Raw genomic sequence first — 20143 nt, forward strand, 5'->3', positions numbered from 1 at the left:
AATTTATAGAGAGGAATCAAATACGACCGAAGATAGAACGGGCTGGCTTTGTCTATGAAGTCAGAGTTAGGTCTGGTCGGTCGTAAAATCATAAATATGTTAGTTAGTTATAAATGGTTAAAAGAACTGGTTGATTTGGATGTGACGAGCGCCGAGCTGGCGGAGAAAATGTCCACAACTGGTATTGAAGTAGAAGGAGTCAGCTCGCCAGCTGAAGGTCTTTCGAAAATTGTTGTCGGAGAAGTTCTGAGCTGCGAGGATGTACCTGAAACCCACTTGCACCTCTGTCAGGTCAATGTCGGTGAAGAGGAGCCTCGCCAGATTGTCTGTGGCGCACCGAATGTTCGTGCTGGAATCAAGGTTATGGTAGCTGTACCAGGCGCTCGCATTGCGGATAATTATAAGATTAAAAAAGGGAAAATCCGTGGGCTAGAGTCACTGGGCATGATTTGTTCCTTGGGCGAGCTGGGCATTTCGGATTCTGTCGTGCCAAAGGAATTTGCGGATGGCATCCAAATTTTGCCAGAAGAAGCAGTGCCGGGTGAGGAAGTCTTCTCTTATCTAGACTTGGATGATGAGATTATCGAGCTTTCCATCACACCTAATCGGGCTGATGCTCTGTCTATGCGTGGGGTGGCGCACGAAGTAGCAGCTATCTACGATAAGCCTGTTCATTTTAAAGAATTTCCTTTGACTGAAGGGGATAAAGAGGCTGCGGCTAGCTTGTCTGTTGCTATTGAGAGCGAAAAAGCGCCGTTTTATGCAGCTCGCATTTTGGACAATGTGACCATTGCTCCGAGTCCTCAGTGGCTGCAAAATCTCCTCATGAATGAAGGGATTCGTCCGATTAATAATGTAGTGGATGTAACCAACTATATCTTGCTCTACTTTGGTCAGCCAATGCATGCCTTTGATTTGGACACATTTGAGGGTGACCAGATTGTCGTGCGGGAAGCGCGTGCTGGTGAAAAACTGGTGACGCTGGACGGCGAAGAGCGTGAACTGGAAGTCGGTGATTTGGTCATCACTGTGGCAGATAAGCCAGTGGCTTTGGCTGGTGTCATGGGTGGAGCAGCCACCGAAATCTCTGATAAGTCGACTCGTGTCGTTCTGGAAGCAGCTGTCTTTAATGGCAAGTCAATTCGTAAGACAAGCAGTCGTCTGGGCTTGCGTTCCGAGTCTTCTTCACGCTTTGAAAAAGGGATTAACCTTGCAACAGTAACCGAGGCTCTCGATGCTGCTGCGAGCATGATTGCTGACTTGGCAGGTGCAACTGTTCATGCTGGTATTGTCCAAGCAGGACAGTTAGATACGACTGACAAGCAGGTTTCGACTAGCCTTTCTGATGTCAACCGAGTTTTGGGAACAGATTTGACTTATGCGGATATTGAAGATATTTTCCGTCGTCTAGGCTTTGGCCTCAGTGGATCTGCGGACTTGTTCACAGTCAGCGTGCCTGCTCGTCGTTGGGATATTAGTATTCCAGCAGATCTTTACGAGGAAATTGCTCGTATTTATGGCTATGACCGTTTGCCGGTTTCCCTGCCTCAAGATGCTGGAACAGCTGGCGAATTGACGGCCACTCAGCAGCTACGTCGCAAGGTTCGGACGGTGGCTGAAGGAGCAGGTCTGACCGAGATTATTTCCTATGCCTTGACCACGCCAGAAAAAGCTGTCGAATTTACGCTTAATCCTACGAATCTGACTGAGCTTATGTGGCCTATGACAAGGGAGCGCAGTGTTCTTCGCCAAAATATGCTCTCAGGCATGCTGGATACTGTCAGCTACAATGTTGCTCGTAAAAATAAGGATTTAGCCCTTTATGAAATTGGGAAAATCTTTGAACAAACAGGCAATCCGAAGGAAGAATTGCCTAATGAAATCAATAGCTTTGCCTTTGCTTTAACTGGCTTGGTAAGTGAAAAGGATTTCCAAACGCCAGCGACTCCTGTGGACTTCTTCTACGCTAAGGGTGTGGTTGAAGCACTCTTTGACCGCTTGGGATTAGAAGCTGATTATCAAGCAACTGACCAGCTCAAGAGTCTGCACCCAGGTCGGACAGCGCTGATTTCGATCAAAGGTCAGCCAGTGGGGTATATTGGGCAGGTTCATCCAGTGACGGCCAAGGCTTATGATATCCCAGAAACCTATGTGGCGGAGCTCAATCTGACGGCTATTGAGGCGAGTCTTGAGCCAGAACAGCCTTTTGTAGAAATCACCAAATTCCCAGCTGTTACTCGCGATGTGGCACTCTTACTCAAAGCAGAAATCAGCCACAGACAGGTGGTGGAAGCGATTCAAGCTGCCGGAGTGAAACGTTTGACGGATATCAAGCTCTTCGATATCTTCTCAGGTGAAAAGCTGGGTGTTGGCCTCAAGTCTATGGCTTACACACTGACCTTCCAAAATCCAGAAGATAGCCTGACCGATGATGAAGTGGCTAAATACATGGAAAAAATCCAAAAATCCTTGGAAGAAAATGTCGGTGCAGAAGTACGCTAGTATATACAAAGAGAAGCAGTCCTTTGGGCTGCTTTTGGCTATAAAAGAGCTTTATAAAAGTCGTGATTTATGGTATTCTAGTCCCATAAAGATTTTACAGAAAGAATATTTTAATGGAATATAAAAGAAGTTATGCAGCTGAAATTGTAGCTATTATTATTGTTATTATTGGAGCCTTCATATTCATTGGGGTAATGCAATCACCAAATAGTAGTGGTAGGAACCATAGTGATAGCTTGGAACAGCTAGAATCTGAACGAAAAGAAGCAAGGTTGAATGAAAGCCCAATGACTATCGGAAAGGCTAGGACGATGCTTGGATCGATTTATGCACCTGAGAATGAAACACCAGAAGAGGAAGAAAAAAGGCTACAAGCTTTTGTAGATCTCTACAATAAACAATTAGAGTCCGAACAAGCTTCTATCCGAAGAGAAAAGGAAGCTGAACAAGAAATTCTCAATCAAAATAATGAATATGTGGGTCCAATTCTAATTGTTGCAGGTATTATAGTTACTATTTTAAGTATCTCGGCTTATAAGAAAGCTCATGAGCCCGCAGCTTTTGCTATTTCTGATGATAAGATCGATGTTAAACCCTCTGTTTTCCAAGATATAAATCAAATTGATTTAACAAATATTAAGCAAATCGAGTATGAAATTAGAACTTCTTATTCTAAAAATTCGAAAAGGATTTATCGAATGCTTTATTTTAAAGGTGAAAAGGGAAAAAAACTTGGAGAGATTGATTTGGATGAGCTTGTTGATGCTGATTTCAATACTATTTATAAAGAAATCAGTAAGCGAGCTCCGCATATTGAATGGATCTTTCCAGAGTAAGAGAAAGATTAATAGTCGATGAATCAACTCGCTTTTTGTCTCGCTAACTTTATTACTGGGAGCAAGCAATGTTGTAGATGGTTCTGAAGAATTCGAAAGTGAAGATTAGAAGGAAAAGTAATTATGGAAAATTTGAACCAAATCTCCCAATGTCAGACTCTTTGGGCTAAAAATAAATATTTAGTGCTCAGTCATTCTAGTAAGATTTATCTGGAAATCCGCCAATCTCTAAAAAGTGACTCGGTGGAAGCGGTACATGTTCAAGACTTGATTGACCAGGCGGTGTCCCTGCCTGAAAATCGCGGTCAGGTCTGCAATGCCTTTCAGCATATTTGGGGCTATTTTAAGAAAAAAGCCAGCCCAGCTGAAAAAGAAAACTTTATACTGCTTTTAGAGCGATACCAAGCAGGTCAGGTGGAGCAGGAGGTTTTGGTAGAAGCTGTGAAAGCTTTGCTTCGAAAGTACCCCAATTCCTATCTGCAGCATTCGACATTGCTATTTGGTGATGAGGCGTGAGACTCGGCTATCGAAGATGACTAGCGTTAATTCTCTAGAAGAAGCAATAGATTCTACATCTCCAGTCCAATAAGACTGGGGAATTTTTTATTTTGAGATAAAACATGCTATATGATGGACAAATAAAACAGATAAATGTAGAATATACATGTAAACTACAAATGTAGAAAAAGGAGGAGACGATATGACCATTTCAAAAAAGCCTTTACTGGAATATTATCATAACAGTCGCAGTTTTATTGACTGCTTGTTTAGGTAATGCTAATCAGGGAGGAAATATCAACTCATCACAAAATACCCAAAGCCAAACATCACAACCTGTGCAAGAACAGACTTCTTCCTCAAATGCAGGTCAGACCAGCAATTTAGATGGACGCTACCAAGCAACCGACCATGATGGTGACCAGCATGTCCTAGAAATCAATGGAAATGCTGGAACCTGGACTGAGACTGAGGTCGACGGCAGTAAGGAAATCAAACAGGTACAAGTAGATGCAGCGAACCAAAGACTGATTGTCGGTGACGATGTCAAAAGTTATCGTCAAAATGGCAATCAGCTGATTGTGGATGAACTGGATGATGATCCAGATACTTTGACCTTTAGCAAGCAATAAGCCGATTTTCAATCTGCTCTGGATAAGAGAAGGAGCAGGTCAGATCGCGGTCTAAACCTAGAGAAAAGAAACAAGGCAAGCTTCGGTATACGAACTGAAGTCCGTGCTTGTTTCTTTTTATTTTACGATTTTCTTTCACGGAATGTTTCTGACTTAGTGAATAAGTGATTTTCGCCTGAATCTAGTCACTATTGGTCTCATATGTTTTTCTAGCTTGCTTCTTTATGATATAATAGTCTTCAATATCTCAAAGGAGGATAGCCGTGTTTTTAGCATTTAAAGAGATTGTCTACAGTCGCGGACGCTATCGTTTAGTGGTTTCTGTAGTCTTTCTCATTACCTATATGGTTTTCTTTTTATCCAGTCTTTCTGTCGGCTTGGCTAGGCTCAATCGCTTGGCTCTGGACCAATGGCAGGCTGAATCAATCGTCTTGTCAGAGTATGCCAATAAGAATCTAGTTGCTTCGACTCTCAAGGAAGAGGAATATAGTAGCCTGCTTAAAGGAGACTCAATTGCGGCTTTGGGACAAACGTCAGCAGTGGCCAATTATGAAGATGGGACAGATAAACTCAATGCTCAGGTTTTTGGTCTCTCTTGGGATAGTTTTCTAGCGCCTGACATTATTGAGGGACGTCCTGCTGAGACTGCTTATGAAGTCATTGCGGATAAGCGCCTGCGTCAAAAAGGAGTGAAACTAGGCGACCAGCTTCAGCTCAATGGCAGTGAGCGCCTCTATCAGGTTGTTGGTTTTACAGAGGATAATAGCTTCTTTACGCAACCTGTAATTTTTATGGCTCTAGATGATTTCAGGGAATTAAAGTACGGCTCTAGTCAGGTTAAGAATATCAGCGCACTTGTAGTCAAAGATAGTCAAAAAATTGAAGAAACTGGGCTTAGTCAGCTCTCTATGAGTGATTTTATAGAAAATATCCCTGGCTATCAGCCTCAGGTTCTGACTTTTTCCTTTATGATTGGGTCCATGGTTCTGATTACCTTTTTAGTATTGGGGATTTTCATGTACATCATCACCATTCAGAAGACTCAACTTTACGGTATTATGCGTGCCCAAGGGATTGCCAGTGGGAAGATTATTGCTTCTATTTTCTGGCAGATTTTCATCCTGTCCACTCTGGGAATCAGCTTAGCTGTCATGGCTCTTTTGGGAACCCAGCTAGTCTTGCCGGCTTCCATGCCTTTTTACAGTGATTGGCGGGCTTATACTGGATTGATTGTTCTGATTGTTTTCATGTCGCTGGCTGGCGGACTCTTGTCCATTCATCGGGTTCTAAAAATTGACCCTATCACAGCGATCGGAGGCGAGTAAATGGCAATTATAGAACTAAAAGGTGTTACAAAAGAATATGGTCAAGGGCATACGCTAGTCCAAGCCCTGAAGCCAACTGATTTCCAACTGGAAGCAGGGCAGTTTGTAGCTATTATTGGGCCGTCAGGATCAGGGAAAACAACCTTTCTGACCTTGCTGGGGCATTTGCAAACTCCCTCAAAAGGCCAGATTCTCCTGCATGGGAAAGATACCTCCCAGCTCAAGGAAAAGGAACGTGCTGCTCTGCGTTTCAATGATTTCGGCTTTATTTTGCAGGCTTCCAATCTCATTCCTTTTTTGAAAATCGAAGACCAGTTCCAGCTGATTGACCGCTTATCTAAAAAGGAAAGAACAAATCTGGACAGTCTGATTGAACTGCTAGATCTAAAAGACACGCTTAAGCAGTATCCCAAAGAATTGTCCGGTGGGGAACGGCAGCGGGCTGCTATCGCCAGAGCGCTTTACAATAGCCCAGATATTATCTTGGCTGACGAGCCGACAGCTAGTCTGGATACGGAGCGGGCTAAGCGCGTGGTTCATCTGCTCAAAGAAGTGACCCAGAAATTCAACAAGAGCGTGGTCATGATTACCCATGATACCCGCCTGCTGGACGAGGTTGACAAGGTCTATGAAATGCAAGACGGAGTGCTGACTCAAGTCCGATGAAGATGTAGCCAAACAAAAAAATAGTTTGGGACAAGGAGAGTGCCACGATTCATGATCAGGCAAATTCTCAGCTAGATTGAATAGAGAAATAAACACGGTTCCATTTTTCAAGAACCGTGTTTCGTTTTCTTCATTTTTTGGTGATTTTCAGGATTTATTTTGGTAGTGCGGGCTTTGTGGAAGAGAACCTCCAAACAGCTACGTTGTTGGATGCGTTCTCTGACCTGTCCGTGCTTTCGACTTTCTAGGTATTCGCCTAGATTTTTTGCTTTGAAAAACTCTGTGATTCCCATATTATTTTCCTAGGCAGAATTGGCTGAAGAGTTGGGTGATAAGCTCGTCTGGTGCAGCGTCACCAGTGATTTCACCAAGGATTTCCCAAGTACGAGTCAGATCGACTTGGAGGAGATCTACCGGCATGCCCAGTTCCAATCCCTGATTGACGGCTTGCAGGCTTTCGACAGCCTTTTCGATGAGAGAGATGTGGCGGGCATTGGACAGATAGGTGGCGTCTTGTTCGACAATTCCAGCATTTTCAAAGAAGAGCTGATTGATGCGATCCTCGATTTTATCAATATTTTGGTTGTAAAGGACGGAAATCTTGATAGCATCTGCTGGTAGCTGGTCTAGTTCAATCCTCTCTTCAAGGTCAGTCTTGTTAAGCAGGACGATGCGATTGCTGTCTTGGCTGATTTCTAGCAACTGGCGGTCTTGATCTGTCAGTTGCTTGCTGGCATTGAGAACCAAGAGAACCAAGTCAGCTTCCTGCAAGGCTTTTTTAGAACGCTCAACGCCAATCTGCTCCACAAGATCATCCGTTTCCCGAATGCCTGCAGTGTCAATGAGCTTGAGCGGTACGCCGTTGATATTGACGTACTCCTCGATCACATCACGAGTTGTCCCCTCGATATCGGTCACAATGGCCTTGTCCTCACGCAGAAGATTGTTGAGGAGGCTGGATTTGCCAACATTAGGTCGACCGATGATAGCAGTAGAAATACCTTCGCGAAGAATCTTGCCTCGTCGCGCAGTTTTGAGAAGATGGGTAAGAAGTTGCTCAAATTCTAGCGTTTTTTCACGAATGATTTCCGTCGTTGCTTCCTCAACATCGTCGTACTCAGGATAGTCAATGTTGACCTCGACCTGAGCCAGTGTGTTGAGGATTTCCTGACGGGTGCTGTTGATAAGGTCGGAAAGAGAGCCATCCAACTGCTTGACAGCATTGTTCATTGCTTTATCGGTCTTGGCGCGGATGATGTCCATGACAGCCTCAGCCTGAGTCAAATCCACGCGCCCGTTGAGAAAGGCTCGCTTGGTAAATTCGCCAGGCTCGGCCATTCTAGCCCCCTCGCGGATAGCCAGCTGCAGGATTTCATTGGTCACCGCAATCCCACCGTGGGTATTGATCTCGATGATGTCCTCGCGCGTGAAGGTCTTGGGAGAACGCATAGCCCCGACCATGACCTCATCCAGAATCTCCTGATTTTGAGGGTCGATGATATGACCGTAGTTGAGTGTGTGGCTGGCAACTTTGTCTAGGTCCTTGCCTTTAAAGATTTTTTGGGCAATAGCAAAGCTGTCAGTCCCGCTTAGTCTGACGATGCCGATGGCTCCTTCCCCAAGAGGGGTCGAAATCGCAGCGATGGTATCAAATTCTCGTGTTATCATGTATATCCTTTCTGAAAATCTATTTTGCAAGCCTTCGACGTAAGTCTCCACCCAAAATCATTCAAATGATGGCTAGAGTTTCTTCTTTGATTTTACCAATATTCATAAAAGAAAAACAGCTGTCGGGTAGGGAATTTAGTTTATTCTAAACCTGTTCCTATCTTGCTAGTAAGTAGGAAAGAACCGTCTTCGTTTTTTGAAAAAGTTAGGATGACGGCTTGATATTTGCTTCCTTCTGGTAAGTAGGTGATGGTTTTTATTTCAGAGCCGCTGACAGTGGAAGTGGTTTCGTCAGTTGGTTTGCCGTGGTCGCGAATGACGTCGTCGTATTTTGTTCCGCCTGCACCTCTTTTCAAAATATCGCCCTCTTTGAGTGCATCAAATTCTGCTTTTGTCCATGTAAACTTCGTACTTTCTTCTTCTTTTTCTATTTTTCTTTCTGACGAATCAAAATAGGAACTATAAGAGTTTGTCAGAGTATCAAGTCCTTTTCCCACTTCATTAAACAACACATGGGAATAGAATGCTTGAGTAACAAGCGCGATGACTAAAGCGAAGAAGGAAATGATAGAACCAATAATAGCCAAAGTTTTCTGGCCTTTTGGGTTAATAACGAGACCGACAATACCAAGAACAAGAGCAATAGTACCGATAAAAAAGATAGATAATTGATGATTGGTATCCAGGAGCCAAGTAAAGCGATTGCTCCAAAGACAATGGCTAAAATACCTAGAACTTTATTTTCTTGTTGCATCATAACAACCTCCTCAAATTTTCTATAACTTACTACCTGAAATATGTATTTCTTTTAGTAATTTGCCTATCTTCATTGTAACGCAAAATAGAACTAGGAGCAAGATTTTAAGGAGATTTTCGTGAAATGGAGCACTGTTTAAACGCGAAGAACCGTTTAAAGAGCTGAAAACACTTTCAAATTTCAAAGAATTGTGATATACTAAACATAGTTGATTTGAGGAGGTGCTATGGAAACTCTAAAGAAACTAGCAGGCATCAAGGCTGCTGAATTTGTCGAAGACGGGATGGTGGTCGGTCTGGGAACAGGTTCGACTGCTTACTATTTTGTCGAGGAAATTGGTCGACGTATCAAAGAGGAAGGCTTGCAGATTACTGCAGTCACCACCTCTAGCGTGACCAGTAAGCAAGCAGAAGGCTTGGGCATTCCGCTGAAATCCATCGATGAAGTGGATCAGGTCGATGTGACCGTTGATGGAGCTGATGAAGTGGATCCTCAGTTCAACGGCATCAAAGGCGGAGGCGGAGCCCTGCTGATGGAGAAGGTTGTTGCGACACCTACCAAGGACTACATCTGGGTGGTTGATGAAAGCAAATTGGTTCAAAAGCTAGGTGCTTTCAAGCTGCCAGTCGAAGTAGTGCAATATGGTGCAGAGCAAGTTTTCCATCGCTTTTCTGAGGCAGGCTACAAGCCAAGTTTCCGTGAAAAAAATGGCCAACGTTTTATCACGGATATGCAGAATTTCATTATTGATCTAGATTTAGGTGTAATCGAAAATCCAGTCGAATTTGGCCGAGAATTAGATCATATCGTAGGCGTTGTTGAGCACGGCCTTTTCACCCAAATGGTCAACAGGGTGATCGTCGCCGGTCAAGGTGGTGTAAACATTTTAGAAACAGATAACTAGAAAAGAGGGTTTCATGTCAAAATTTAATCGTATTCACTTAGTCGTTATGGACTCAGTCGGCATTGGGGCAGCACCAGATGCTAACAATTTTGTTAATGCAGGGGTGCCAGATGGAGCTTCCGATACTCTGGGACATATTTCCAAAGCAGTCGGCCTAGATGTGCCAAATATGGCTAAGCTAGGCTTGGGCAATATCGAGCGTGAGCAAGCCTTGAAAACTGTCCCAGCTGAGGAAAATCCAAGTGGTTACTATACTAAATTAGAAGAAGTTTCTTTAGGTAAAGACACGATGACAGGCCACTGGGAAATCATGGGTCTGAACATTACCGAGCCTTTTGATACTTTCTGGAATGGCTTCCCAGAGGAAATCTTGACTAAAATTGAAGAATTTTCTGGCCGCAAAGTTATTCGTGAGGCTAACAAACCTTATTCTGGCACGGCAGTTATTGACGACTTCGGGCCTCGTCAGATGGAAACTGGCGAATTGATTATCTATACTTCTGCAGATCCAGTGCTTCAAATCGCAGCTCATGAGGAGATTATTCCTTTAGATGAGCTCTATCGTATTTGCGAATACGCTCGCTCTATCACTTTGGATCGGCCAGCACTTCTAGGCCGTATCATCGCTCGCCCTTATGTAGGTGAGCCTGGTAACTTCACTCGTACAGCCAATCGCCATGACTATGCAGTCTCTCCATTTGAGCCAACTGTTTTGGACAAGCTCAATGAAGCCGGCATTGATACTTATTCTGTTGGTAAGATTAACGACATCTTCAATGGTGCAGGTATCAACCACGACATGGGCCACAACCAGTCCAATAATCATGGTGTAGACAATTTGGTTAAGGCTATCCAGTCTGAGGACTTCAAGTATGGCTTCTCATTTACCAACTTGGTAGACTTCGATGCTCTTTATGGTCACCGTCGCGATCCGCATGGCTATCGTGACTGTCTGCAGGAGTTTGACGCTCGCTTGCCAGAAATCATTGAAAACATGCGTGAGGATGATTTGCTCATGATTACCGCTGACCATGGAAATGATCCGACCTATGCCGGAACGGACCACACTCGTGAGTACATTCCGCTCTTGGTCTTTGGTAAATCCCTCAAGGGGAATGGTCACTTGCCTGTCGGACATTTTGCGGACATTTCAGCAACCGTTGCGGATAATTTCGGTGTCGACAAGGCTATGATTGGTGAAAGCTTCTTGGATAAATTGGTCTAAGCATAAGAGAGTGAGGGAAATATTTATGACAACATTATCTGAAAAAATCAAAGCAACAGCAGCCTTCTTGAAAGAAAAAGGGATGACAGAACCTGAATTTGGTCTGATCTTGGGATCTGGTTTGGGAGAGTTGGCTTCTGAAATTGAAAATGCCGTTAGTCTTGACTATGCGGACATTCCAAACTGGGGCCGCTCAACTGTTGTTGGCCACGCTGGTAAATTAGTCTATGGAGATTTGGCAGGGCGCAAAGTCTTGGCACTGCAAGGTCGTTTCCATTTCTACGAAGGAAATCCATTGGAAATCGTTACCTTCCCAGTTCGTGTGATGAAGGCTCTCGGTGCGACAGGTGTTATTGTTACCAATGCTGCTGGTGGTATCGGTTATGGCCCTGGTACTTTGATGGCTATCTCAGACCATATCAACTTTACGGGTCAAAATCCTTTGATTGGTGAAAACTTGGATGAATTTGGTCCACGTTTCCCAGATATGTCTAAATCTTACACTCCAGAATATCGTGCAACTGCTCATCAAGTCGCTGATAAGCTTGGTATTAAACTGGATGATGGTGTCTATATCGGTGTTACCGGTCCAACTTACGAAACGCCAGCAGAAATCCGTGCTTATAAGACGCTTGGAGCAGATGCAGTTGGCATGTCTACTGTTCCCGAAGTGATCGTGGCTGCCCACTCAGGCTTGAAAGTCCTTGGAATTTCATGCATTACCAATCATGCTGCTGGGTTCCAAGAAGAACTCAACCATGAAGAAGTGGTTGAAGTAACAGAGCGTGTCAAAGGTGATTTCAAACGACTGCTTAAAGCGATTCTTGCTGAATTGTAATCATGTTAATAGAATTGAGGAGAATTTTTCGAAAAATCCCTTATAATTTTAGATTATTCATAGCAGTAATTCTGCAAGGAATAGTTTCGGGTTTATCTGGTATATTTCTCCATTATCTTTTAGAGCTGGTTGAAGAGATTGCTTTCGGTCAGTCAGAGCATAATACTGGATTCTTGACAGATGGGGTTGCCTCATCACGGATAGGCTTCAGTTTAATAATTGTGGGTATCAGTTCTGCCTTGGTCTGGTATTTCTTGCAAAGAAAAGCAAAGATTTTTTCCATCAAAGTGCAGATGAAGGATGAAACATCACAATACAAGCTTCATTTTTTAAAACAACTAGTTCATTCAATTTGGCAGATTATTGCGGTTGGAGGAGGGGCACCTATCGGTAAGTCAGCTGCGCCACGGGAGATTGGAGCTTTATTTGCAAGACCTATTGCCAACATTTTTTCTCTCTCCGTGAAGGACCAAGTTTTTCTCATTGCCTGTGGAGCTGGTGCGGGTTTAGCGGCTGTCTATCAGGTTCCGTTAACGAGTGTGTTTTTCGTTTTTGAAACCTTGGGGATTGCTTTATCCCTCAAACGATTTTTCTTGGTCGGTTTGACTACCTACGTGTCTACCTATACAGCAGGCCTAGTTATTTCAGATCATGCTCTCTACCAGATTCCATCCATCACATGGTCACTAAGGGAAATGTGGATTATCCCCTTATTACTTCTTTTTCTAACACCTTTGGCTTGGCTTTTTGGTTGCCTAAACAAAGAAGCATCTTCAAATAGAATAAAAGATAAACGGATACTCCTCACTCTTCCCTTAGCTTTTCTTTTCCTTGTTGGTCTGGTAAGTCATTTGCCACATCTACTTGGAAATGGGCGCATGATGGCTCAGGAAATTTTAAATGGTAGCAGTGGTGAGACAGTGCTTCTCATGTTTTTCCTAAAAGCAGTGGTCGTTCTTATTATCCTTTGGGCAGGGGCCTATGGTGGTACTCTTACGCCATCTTTTGCCTTGGGGATGGCTGGAGCTGCTCTCTTGGGCATGAATCTAGGTGATGGCAACCATCCATCTATCTTACTTTTAGGTTCGGTTTGCTTTTTGTCTGTGACCTTGAGGGCTCCCCTGTCTGCAACCGGATTAGTAATAGGCTTTACTGGTCTGGGTTTAGATTCTCTTCCTTATCTATTAGTAACGGCTTTCTTAGCTCATGAATTTGCAAAAGCGTTAGACCGTTTTCCTTGGGCTAACCTATTACGGCGAAAGTTAAAGAATAGAGCAATAAGGTAGGGAACGACAGTTTCTTCTGGTCAGGGCTTTAACTTAGAAGATAGAAAATACTATCAATTTATCAATAACTGTTTGAAACAAAGAAAAGAAGACTCATCGGGGTCTTGATTGAGTCTGATTTTGCCTAACATATAAAATTAAAAAAAGAAAAGTAGAGTGAGGTGTTCAGATGTGAACACGAGCGGGAAACTTTTCTAAAAACACAGAAAGGAAGGGCTTCTGAGTTTAAATTGAACTCGGGCTAGAGGCTTTGTAAAAAAGATAAATCCTCCTAGATGCCTTGCATCTTTGTCGGATTTCCTATTTTTGCTTGGTTCTCTATCGCTATCCTGAATCTTAAAAAAAAGAAAGGTAGAGCGTGTGTTCAAATTTGAACACGAGCGGAAAACTCGGAAAATAGATAATCTGACTGAGAAATCAGGATTTCTCGTCAGATTCCTAATTTTCAGTCGTTTTCTTGTCGCTCTTTGTATCATAAATTATGTCTATCCATATTGCTGCTAAACAAGGTGAGATTGCTGATAAAATTCTCTTGCCAGGCGATCCGCTTCGTGCCAAGTTTATTGCGGAGAATTTCCTAGAAGATGCCGTTTGCTTTAACGAAGTGCGGAACATGTTCGGCTACACTGGAACTTATAAAGGCCAGCGTGTTTCTGTTATGGGGACAGGGATGGGAATGCCCTCAATCTCTATCTATGCGCGTGAGCTGATTGTGGACTACGGTGTGAAAAAGCTGATCCGTGTCGGAACAGCGGGCTCACTGAATGCTGATGTTCACGTCCGTGAATTAGTACTGGCTCAGGCGGCTGCAACTAACTCCAACATTATTCGTAATGACTGGCCACAGTATGATTTTCCACAAATTGCCAGCTTTGATTTGCTGGACAAGGCTTATCATATTGCTAAAGACTTGGGCATGACAACCCATGTCGGAAATGTTTTGTCGTCAGATGTTTTCTATTCGAACTATTTTGAGAAAAATATCGAGCTGGGCAAATGGGGTGTGAAAGCTGTTGAAATGGAAGCTGCAGCCCTTTACTATCTGGCTGCCCAGCACCAAGTAGATGCCCTAGCTATCATGACCATTTCTGATAGCTTGGTCAATCCTGACGAGGATACGACAGCAGAGGAACGACAAAATACCTTCACCGATATGATGAAGGTTGGTCTGGAAACCTTGATCGATTAAGCATGAATCTAGATTTAAAAGAGGAAATTCTCTTTGCGATTTCCCGTTATGACTATGCTTATGCCTATAAACTGGCACAGAAGTTGATGGGAAGTTCCTCGATTGTAACCAGCCTATTGGCTATTCTGGCAGAGCGCAGAGAGCTCAATATTCTGCCAGCCATGGATGAAGAGTTGAAGACTGCCTTGCAGACGCAAAGCGGTTTTCAGCTTTTTTGTCATACCGATTTGGCTGACGAGCAGCTGGCCAACTATCTCTACGATTTGGAAGCCAAGCTGCGCAATGAGCAGATTATCGACTTTGTTCGAGCGGTCAGTCCAGCGATTTATCGGATTTTCATGCGCTTAATCAAGCTGGAAATTCCTGATATTGACCACTTTATCCATAATTCCCGTGAAGCCAGCTATGACCGTTGGAAGTTTGAGCGGATGCGGGAGTCAGACTATACTGTCTTGCAACTTTTTCATGCAGAAAGCACGGTCAATTCATCCAGTCTGACAGAGTTGATTCTGCATTTGGATTTGCCGGAGTCTGTTAAGGAAGAGGTCAGACAGCTGCGGGAGTTGGAGAAATCAGTCCGAAATCCGCTAGCACATCTGATTAAGCCCTTTGATGAGGCAGAATTATATCGGACAACGGGCTTTTCATCCCAGTATTTTATGGATATTTTGGTGGATTTGGCGCGCTTCACAGGGATTGTCTACGATCGGGAACATTTTTATTTTGATGAGGCAAATCGCTTGGTTAGAGCTTTATTGACAGGAGAGGAAAATGGATAAAATACAGCAGTTGCAAGACATGATTGACCAAAGTCAGCATATCGTTTTTTTCGGTGGGGCGGGTGTCTCGACCGAGTCTAATATCCCTGACTTTCGCAGTTCGGATGGGATTTACAGTGTCAAGCTGGGTCGGCATTTTACGGCAGAGCAGCTGGTTTCGCATACCATGTTTGAGCGCTATCCACAGGAGTTTTTCGACTTTTACAAGAAATACCTGCTTTATCCAGATGCCAAGCCCAATGCGGCTCACGCCTATCTGGCTCATCTGGAGAAGACCGGCAAGCTCAAGGCTGTAGTGACGCAAAATATTGATAGCCTGCACGAAATAGCTGGTTCAAAAAATGTCCTCAAATTGCACGGTAGTGCGGATAGAAATTTCTGTCTAGATTGTCAGCGATTTTACGATTTGGAGGCATTTCTAGCTCTGCCTGGAACGGTGCCCTACTGCCCTGACTGCGGCGGCATGATCAAGCCTGATGTGACCCTCTATGAAGAGTCTTTGGATATGGAGACTTTCCAGCAAGCTGCGCAGGCCATTCATCAAGCCGACCTGCTAATCATCGGGGGCACCTCCTTGGTGGTCTATCCCGCAGCCAGTCTCATCCAGTACTTTGCTGGCAAGCATCTGGTCGTCATCAACAAGACCAGCATTCCACAGGACAAACAAGCTGACCTCGTCATCGAAGGCAAGATCGGAGAAGTGTTTGCGCAGTTGAGGCAGAGTGAGTAAAAGAGTTTTTCAATGGGAAAGTTTATTTGTGAGAGATGGTTAAGATTTTATGGCTGATTTATATATTCAACATTCGTCTTATAGCTTGTCGGTGAGGGAGCAGCGTGTGCTTGTGCGAAATGAGGAGCACGTCTTGCTGAAAGAGATTTCCTTCAATCTGATTGACAATATCTTGGTCTTTGGCAATGCACAGCTGTCTACTCAGCTACAGAAAGCCTTGGCCACTAGAGCTATTTTGTGTTCTATTTCTCGAGCAAGGGCGAGTTTCTATTTTCCTTTGATTCATTTAGGAAGGAAGATTTTGAAAAGCAGCGCAGTCAGGCTCGGGCTTCTTTTGATGCGGACTTTTGGTTGGGAATCGCTCGGAAAATCGCTGCCGCTAAGATAGGCAATCAGCTCAACCTGCTCCAGGCTTTTGACGAAAATGCTCTGCTGGATCAGGAGGATGTCAAACGCTTTAGAGATGGGCTGGTGCATATCGAGCAAGCTAGAAGCATTGCAGAGATTATGGGAATCGAAGGGCGACTGGCTAAATCATACTTTTATCTCTTGAACCTACTGGTCATTGATGGTTTTCATTTTTCTGGTCGGAGTCGTAGGCCAGCTCTGGACAAGTTTAATACCCTGCTAAACTTTGGTTACTCTATTCTTTATTCTTGCTTTATGGGCTTGATTCGCAAGAATGGTCTGAGCTTGGGCTTTGGCGTGATGCATCAGCCACATGACCATCATGCTGTCTTGGCGAGTGATTTGATGGAGGAATGGCGGCCGGTGATTGTGGATGATACGGTGCTGGGGCTGGTCAATCGTCAGGAAATTCTTGAAGAGCATTTCGTTGAGAAGGAAGATGGTATCTTTTTGACACCTGAAGGAATCGAGATCTTTTCTCGGGCTATGAGGGAGAGGATCTTGGAGATTCATCACTATGTCGAGCTGGACAAGAATCGCTACACTTTTCTATATGCGGCGGATCAGCAAATCAAATCCTTGATCCGAAGCTTTGAAGCCTTGGATCCAGCAGAGTATGTGTCTAGCTATACAGGAGGAGGGAAAGATGGTCTTCTTTAATCTTGATGATGATGAAAAAGAGTTTGCCAGAAAGAAAACAAAATTTTGTCTGGTTATTTACGATATCGTCAGCAATAAGCGGCGCTTGAAGCTGGCAAAGCTTTTGGAAGGCTATGGCGTGAGGGTTCAGCGCTCCTGCTTTGAGCTGGCTCTTGAGAAGCTGGACTTTGACTGCCTGGTGAGAGAGCTGAGAACCTTTTATCAGGCAGAAGAAGGGGACAATATCATTATCTATCTGGGGCATAAGGAAGAGAGGATTGTTTTTAATCCTTATGCTAGCGCGGAGTTGCTAGAGGATATTTTGTTCTTTTAAGCTGTTATTTCTGGGCTAGACATGGTATAATGGACTTAGGTTTTAGCTAGTTTCTAAGGGGTACAAGATGTGGTGGGGCTCTTTTGAGGCTTTATACAAGATATGCCGTTAGACCCCCCCAATCCTCGCGAGGGGACGGAAACTTATTGTTTTTAATCTCATAAAAATCTAAATAAAGTTAGACCCCCCCAATCCTCGAGAGGGGACGGAAACGATTTTGAGTTTAGGAATGCGTATGCCCCATCGATTCGTTAGAACCCCCCAAATCCTCGAGAGGGGACGGAAACCTATTTGTGTCCTTATCTGTAACCTTATTACGGTTCGTTAGAACCCCCCCAATCCTCGCGAGGGAACGGAAACTTATAATGCTTGTGGCTCTTAGGAAGGAACTTCCGTTAGAACCCCCCTAATCCTCGAGAGGGTACGGAAACGATCCTATGTCAACTACATCAAAATAATATACGCGTTAGAACCCCCCTAATCCTCGCGAGGGAACGGAAACTTGTTTTGCATTGGTGTGTGGAAATAAAGATCCATACGTTAGCCCCCAAAAAAATCCTTGAGAGGGAACGGAAACAAATCTTAAGTTTTTCAATTTACTTGAAATTCCCATTGGTTAGCCCCCCCTAATCCTCGAGAGGGGACGGAAACTTTCGCACGATGTCGCTTATGTGGTTGATGTGTTCGTTAGAGCTCCCCAATCCTCGCGAGGGAACGGAAACTTGTTTTGCATTGGTGTGTGGAAATAAAGATCCATTCGTTAGATCCCCCAAAAATCCTCGCGAGGGGATGGAAACCTGCATCTTCTTCTGTCCAGACCAGCTGGTATGTTAGCCCCCAAAGAATCCTCGCGAGGGGACGTAAACCTACCGTTCTGCGGCGCTATCCCAGTGAGGTACTGGTTAGAACCCTCCATATCCTCGAGAGGGGACGGAAACCCAACAGGGGCTTTACCTTGATTTGCTGGGTCTAATGTTAGCTCCCCCCAAAATCCTCGCGAGGGAACGGAAACTTGCGATTCCCATGTTTTAAAACAAACATTTTTTTAGTTAGAATCTCCCAAATCCTCGCGAGGGGACGGAAACTGTCATCATTTTATAAATATAAGAGTCGCTCATTTCGTTAGAACCCCCATAATCCTCGCGAGGGGACGGAAACATAAGTTTATAGGTTATCATCGAATTAAAGAACTTGAGCTAGACTCTTCCACATACCTCGCGAGGGTACGGAAACTCGTCGATACGACTCTGAATGTCCATATCAAGATTTTGTTAGACCCCCAAGAATCCTCGCGAGGGTACGGAAACAAAAAATCCACTAGTGAAGCGATAGGAGTTTGGGATGAGTTAGACCCCCCCCCCTAATCCTCGAGAGGGGACGGAAACCCCAATTGGCTCTTTAGTTTCAATCTCAAGGATTGTGTTAGAACCCCCAAATCCTCGCGAGGGGACGGAAACTTAAAATACTCCTTCGTCCAGCTGTACACTGTATCAGTTAGACCCCCCCTAATCCTCGAGAGGGGACGGAAATGGTTCTAAAACCTCGCATTGAGCAATATCTTCTGTGTTAGATCTGCCCTAAATCTTGCGAGGGGACGGAAACGAAGTAACGAAGCCTAATACATTATCAGGACCCTTTGTTAGACCCCCCCTAATCCTCGAGAGGGGACGGAAACGTTTCACCGCTTCTTCTTATCCGGTGTTTTAGTTAGAACCCTCCATATCCTCGAGAGGGTACGGAAACTTGACGATGACAGGGCGCTTTTGGACATCACGGTACGTTAGATCCCCCCTAAACCTCGAGAGGGGACGGAAACGCCATGCCAGCATCTTTAATAAAATCAATCATTGTTAGACCCCTCCATATCCTCGAGAGGGAACGGAAACATAAGTTTTATAGGTTATCATCGAATTAAAGAACTTGGTTAGACCCCCCACAATCCTCGCGAGGGTACGGAAACTCACGCTCCCAATCTAAAATCACGCGCATTTGTGTTAGAGCCCCCTAATCCTCGAGAGGGGACGGAAACAGAAGAGTGCCGGATTTACAGAAATGGTCGATAATGTTAGACCCCCCACAATCCTCGCGAGGGGACGGAAACGAAATCAAGTGCACTCAAATCATCAGCTCCTTTAGTTAGAGCCCCCCATAATCCTCGCGAGGGGACGGAAACATACTTGAAGATTCAACAATAGCGAACCTACGGCCGTTAGAACCCTCCATATCCTCGAGAGGGGACGGAAACCTAGCAATTTCGATTGCCAGTTTTGATTGGATGTTTGTTAGATTCCCTCTAAACCTCGCGAGGGTACGGAAACGCAACATCCATGTCGTCAAAGTGCGATCGATAGCCAAGTTAGAGCCCCCCAAATCCTCGAGAGGGAACGGAAACATAGGGTCAAATGGTGCTACTAAGTGTTTACGTTTGGTTAGAACTCCCATAACCCTCGCGAGGGTACGGAAACGATTCACCCCACGAAATTTTGAAATAGATACCTGCTGTTAGAATCCCCTTAATCCTCGCGAGGGTACGGAAACAGCTCTGGATTTTCGTAGATGTTACCGATGATTTCGTTAGAACTCCCTAATCCTCGAGAGGGTACGGAAACTTTTTCAAACTACTACTAGCGTTTGCTAGCTATCTAAGTTAGAACCCCCAAAATCCTCGAGAGGGAACGGAAACGATAAATGTACCAATCAGGTAGACCAAGAAAATATGTTAGATCCCCCCCAATCCTCGAGAGGGTACGGAAACAGAAAATCAGTTAAGGTTCGACTTTCGTATTTTGTTAGACCCCCCTAAACCTCGAGAGGGGACGGAAACTCTAAAATTTCAATATCATGTATCATAGTCTCACCTATATGTTAGACCCCCAAAAATCCTCGAGAGGGAACGGAAACTGAATCCTCCTAAATAAAATTTTCAA

The 20143-nt window shown here is 44.3% G+C and carries 16 protein-coding genes and 2 pseudogenes; 15 read left to right on the forward strand and 3 right to left on the reverse strand.

The window, feature by feature from the left end; genetic code table 11:
- The first annotated feature begins 96 nt into the window (after positions 1–96).
- The 6 genes and pseudogenes from pheT (at position 97) to I872_RS02505 (ending at position 6459) form a co-directional block, all read left to right on the forward strand.
- Complete coding sequence (pheT, locus tag I872_RS02480) at positions 97–2502, forward strand: phenylalanine--tRNA ligase subunit beta (protein ID WP_015604581.1); 2406 nt, start codon at positions 97–99, stop codon at positions 2500–2502.
- A gap of 113 nt (positions 2503–2615) precedes the next feature.
- Positions 2616–3338: a hypothetical protein gene (locus I872_RS02485; RefSeq protein WP_015604582.1), complete on the forward strand. Its 723-nt coding sequence runs from the start codon at positions 2616–2618 to the stop codon at positions 3336–3338.
- Between the two features lie 123 nt (positions 3339–3461).
- Positions 3462–3854, forward strand: coding sequence for a YbgA family protein (locus I872_RS02490; RefSeq protein ID WP_015604583.1), 393 nt, complete (start codon positions 3462–3464; stop codon positions 3852–3854).
- A 144-nt stretch (positions 3855–3998) separates the two neighbouring features.
- Positions 3999–4468, forward strand: a pseudogene (locus I872_RS02495) (SP_0198 family lipoprotein).
- Between the two features lie 263 nt (positions 4469–4731).
- Positions 4732–5793: an ABC transporter permease gene (locus I872_RS02500; protein ID WP_015604585.1), complete on the forward strand. Its 1062-nt coding sequence runs from the start codon at positions 4732–4734 to the stop codon at positions 5791–5793.
- The gene (locus I872_RS02505) at positions 5794–6459 is read left to right on the forward strand and encodes an ABC transporter ATP-binding protein (protein WP_015604586.1); all 666 of its coding nucleotides are present in this window, start codon (positions 5794–5796) and stop codon (positions 6457–6459) included.
- A gap of 294 nt (positions 6460–6753) precedes the next feature.
- Here I872_RS02505 and mnmE read toward each other — a convergent pair whose 3' ends face one another.
- From mnmE to I872_RS12165, 3 genes are all read right to left on the reverse strand, one after another.
- Positions 6754–8127, reverse strand: coding sequence for a tRNA uridine-5-carboxymethylaminomethyl(34) synthesis GTPase MnmE (mnmE, locus tag I872_RS02515; protein WP_015604588.1), 1374 nt, complete (start codon positions 8125–8127; stop codon positions 6754–6756).
- Positions 8128–8267: 140 nt separating this feature from the next.
- The gene (locus tag I872_RS02520; RefSeq protein ID WP_015604589.1) at positions 8268–8714 is read right to left on the reverse strand and encodes a hypothetical protein; all 447 of its coding nucleotides are present in this window, start codon (positions 8712–8714) and stop codon (positions 8268–8270) included.
- Positions 8675–8884 (reverse strand): hypothetical protein, encoded by a 210-nt coding sequence (locus I872_RS12165; protein ID WP_234702203.1) that lies wholly within the window; start codon positions 8882–8884, stop codon positions 8675–8677. Before I872_RS12165 ends, I872_RS02520 begins: the two co-directional genes overlap by 40 nt.
- Positions 8885–9110: 226 nt before the next feature.
- Here I872_RS12165 and rpiA point away from each other — a divergent pair, with 226 nt between their 5' ends.
- The 9 genes and pseudogenes from rpiA (at position 9111) to cas2 (ending at position 17216) form a co-directional block, all read left to right on the forward strand.
- Positions 9111–9788 (forward strand): ribose-5-phosphate isomerase RpiA, encoded by a 678-nt coding sequence (gene rpiA, locus I872_RS02525; RefSeq protein WP_015604590.1) that lies wholly within the window; start codon positions 9111–9113, stop codon positions 9786–9788.
- 13 nt (positions 9789–9801) lie between these two features.
- Complete coding sequence (locus I872_RS02530) at positions 9802–11013, forward strand: phosphopentomutase (RefSeq protein WP_015604591.1); 1212 nt, start codon at positions 9802–9804, stop codon at positions 11011–11013.
- 25 nt (positions 11014–11038) lie between these two features.
- Positions 11039–11851: a purine-nucleoside phosphorylase gene (locus I872_RS02535; protein WP_015604592.1), complete on the forward strand. Its 813-nt coding sequence runs from the start codon at positions 11039–11041 to the stop codon at positions 11849–11851.
- A 2-nt stretch (positions 11852–11853) separates the two neighbouring features.
- Entirely contained in the window at positions 11854–13137 is a 1284-nt protein-coding gene (locus I872_RS02540) for a chloride channel protein (RefSeq protein ID WP_015604593.1), read from the forward strand.
- Positions 13138–13618: 481 nt separating this feature from the next.
- Positions 13619–14326 carry a purine-nucleoside phosphorylase gene (gene deoD / locus I872_RS02545; protein ID WP_015604594.1) on the forward strand — a complete coding sequence of 236 codons (708 nt, stop codon included), beginning with the start codon at positions 13619–13621 and terminating at the stop codon, positions 14324–14326.
- 2 nt (positions 14327–14328) lie between these two features.
- Positions 14329–15105, forward strand: coding sequence for a hypothetical protein (locus I872_RS02550; protein ID WP_015604595.1), 777 nt, complete (start codon positions 14329–14331; stop codon positions 15103–15105).
- Positions 15098–15835, forward strand: coding sequence for an NAD-dependent protein deacylase (locus I872_RS02555; RefSeq protein ID WP_015604596.1), 738 nt, complete (start codon positions 15098–15100; stop codon positions 15833–15835). The genes I872_RS02550 and I872_RS02555 overlap by 8 nt, the downstream gene beginning before the upstream one ends.
- 49 nt (positions 15836–15884) lie before the next feature.
- A pseudogene (cas1, locus tag I872_RS02560) lies at positions 15885–16903 on the forward strand (CRISPR-associated endonuclease Cas1).
- On the forward strand, positions 16890–17216 hold the full coding sequence (gene cas2 / locus I872_RS02565; protein WP_015604598.1) for a CRISPR-associated endonuclease Cas2: 327 nt from the start codon (positions 16890–16892) through the stop codon (positions 17214–17216). The pseudogene cas1 and the gene cas2 overlap by 14 nt, the downstream one beginning before the upstream one ends.
- The last annotated feature ends 2927 nt before the right edge of the window (positions 17217–20143 follow it).

It is taken from the genome of Streptococcus cristatus AS 1.3089 (assembly GCF_000385925.1).
Taxonomy (GTDB): Bacteria; Bacillota; Bacilli; order Lactobacillales; family Streptococcaceae; genus Streptococcus; species Streptococcus cristatus_B.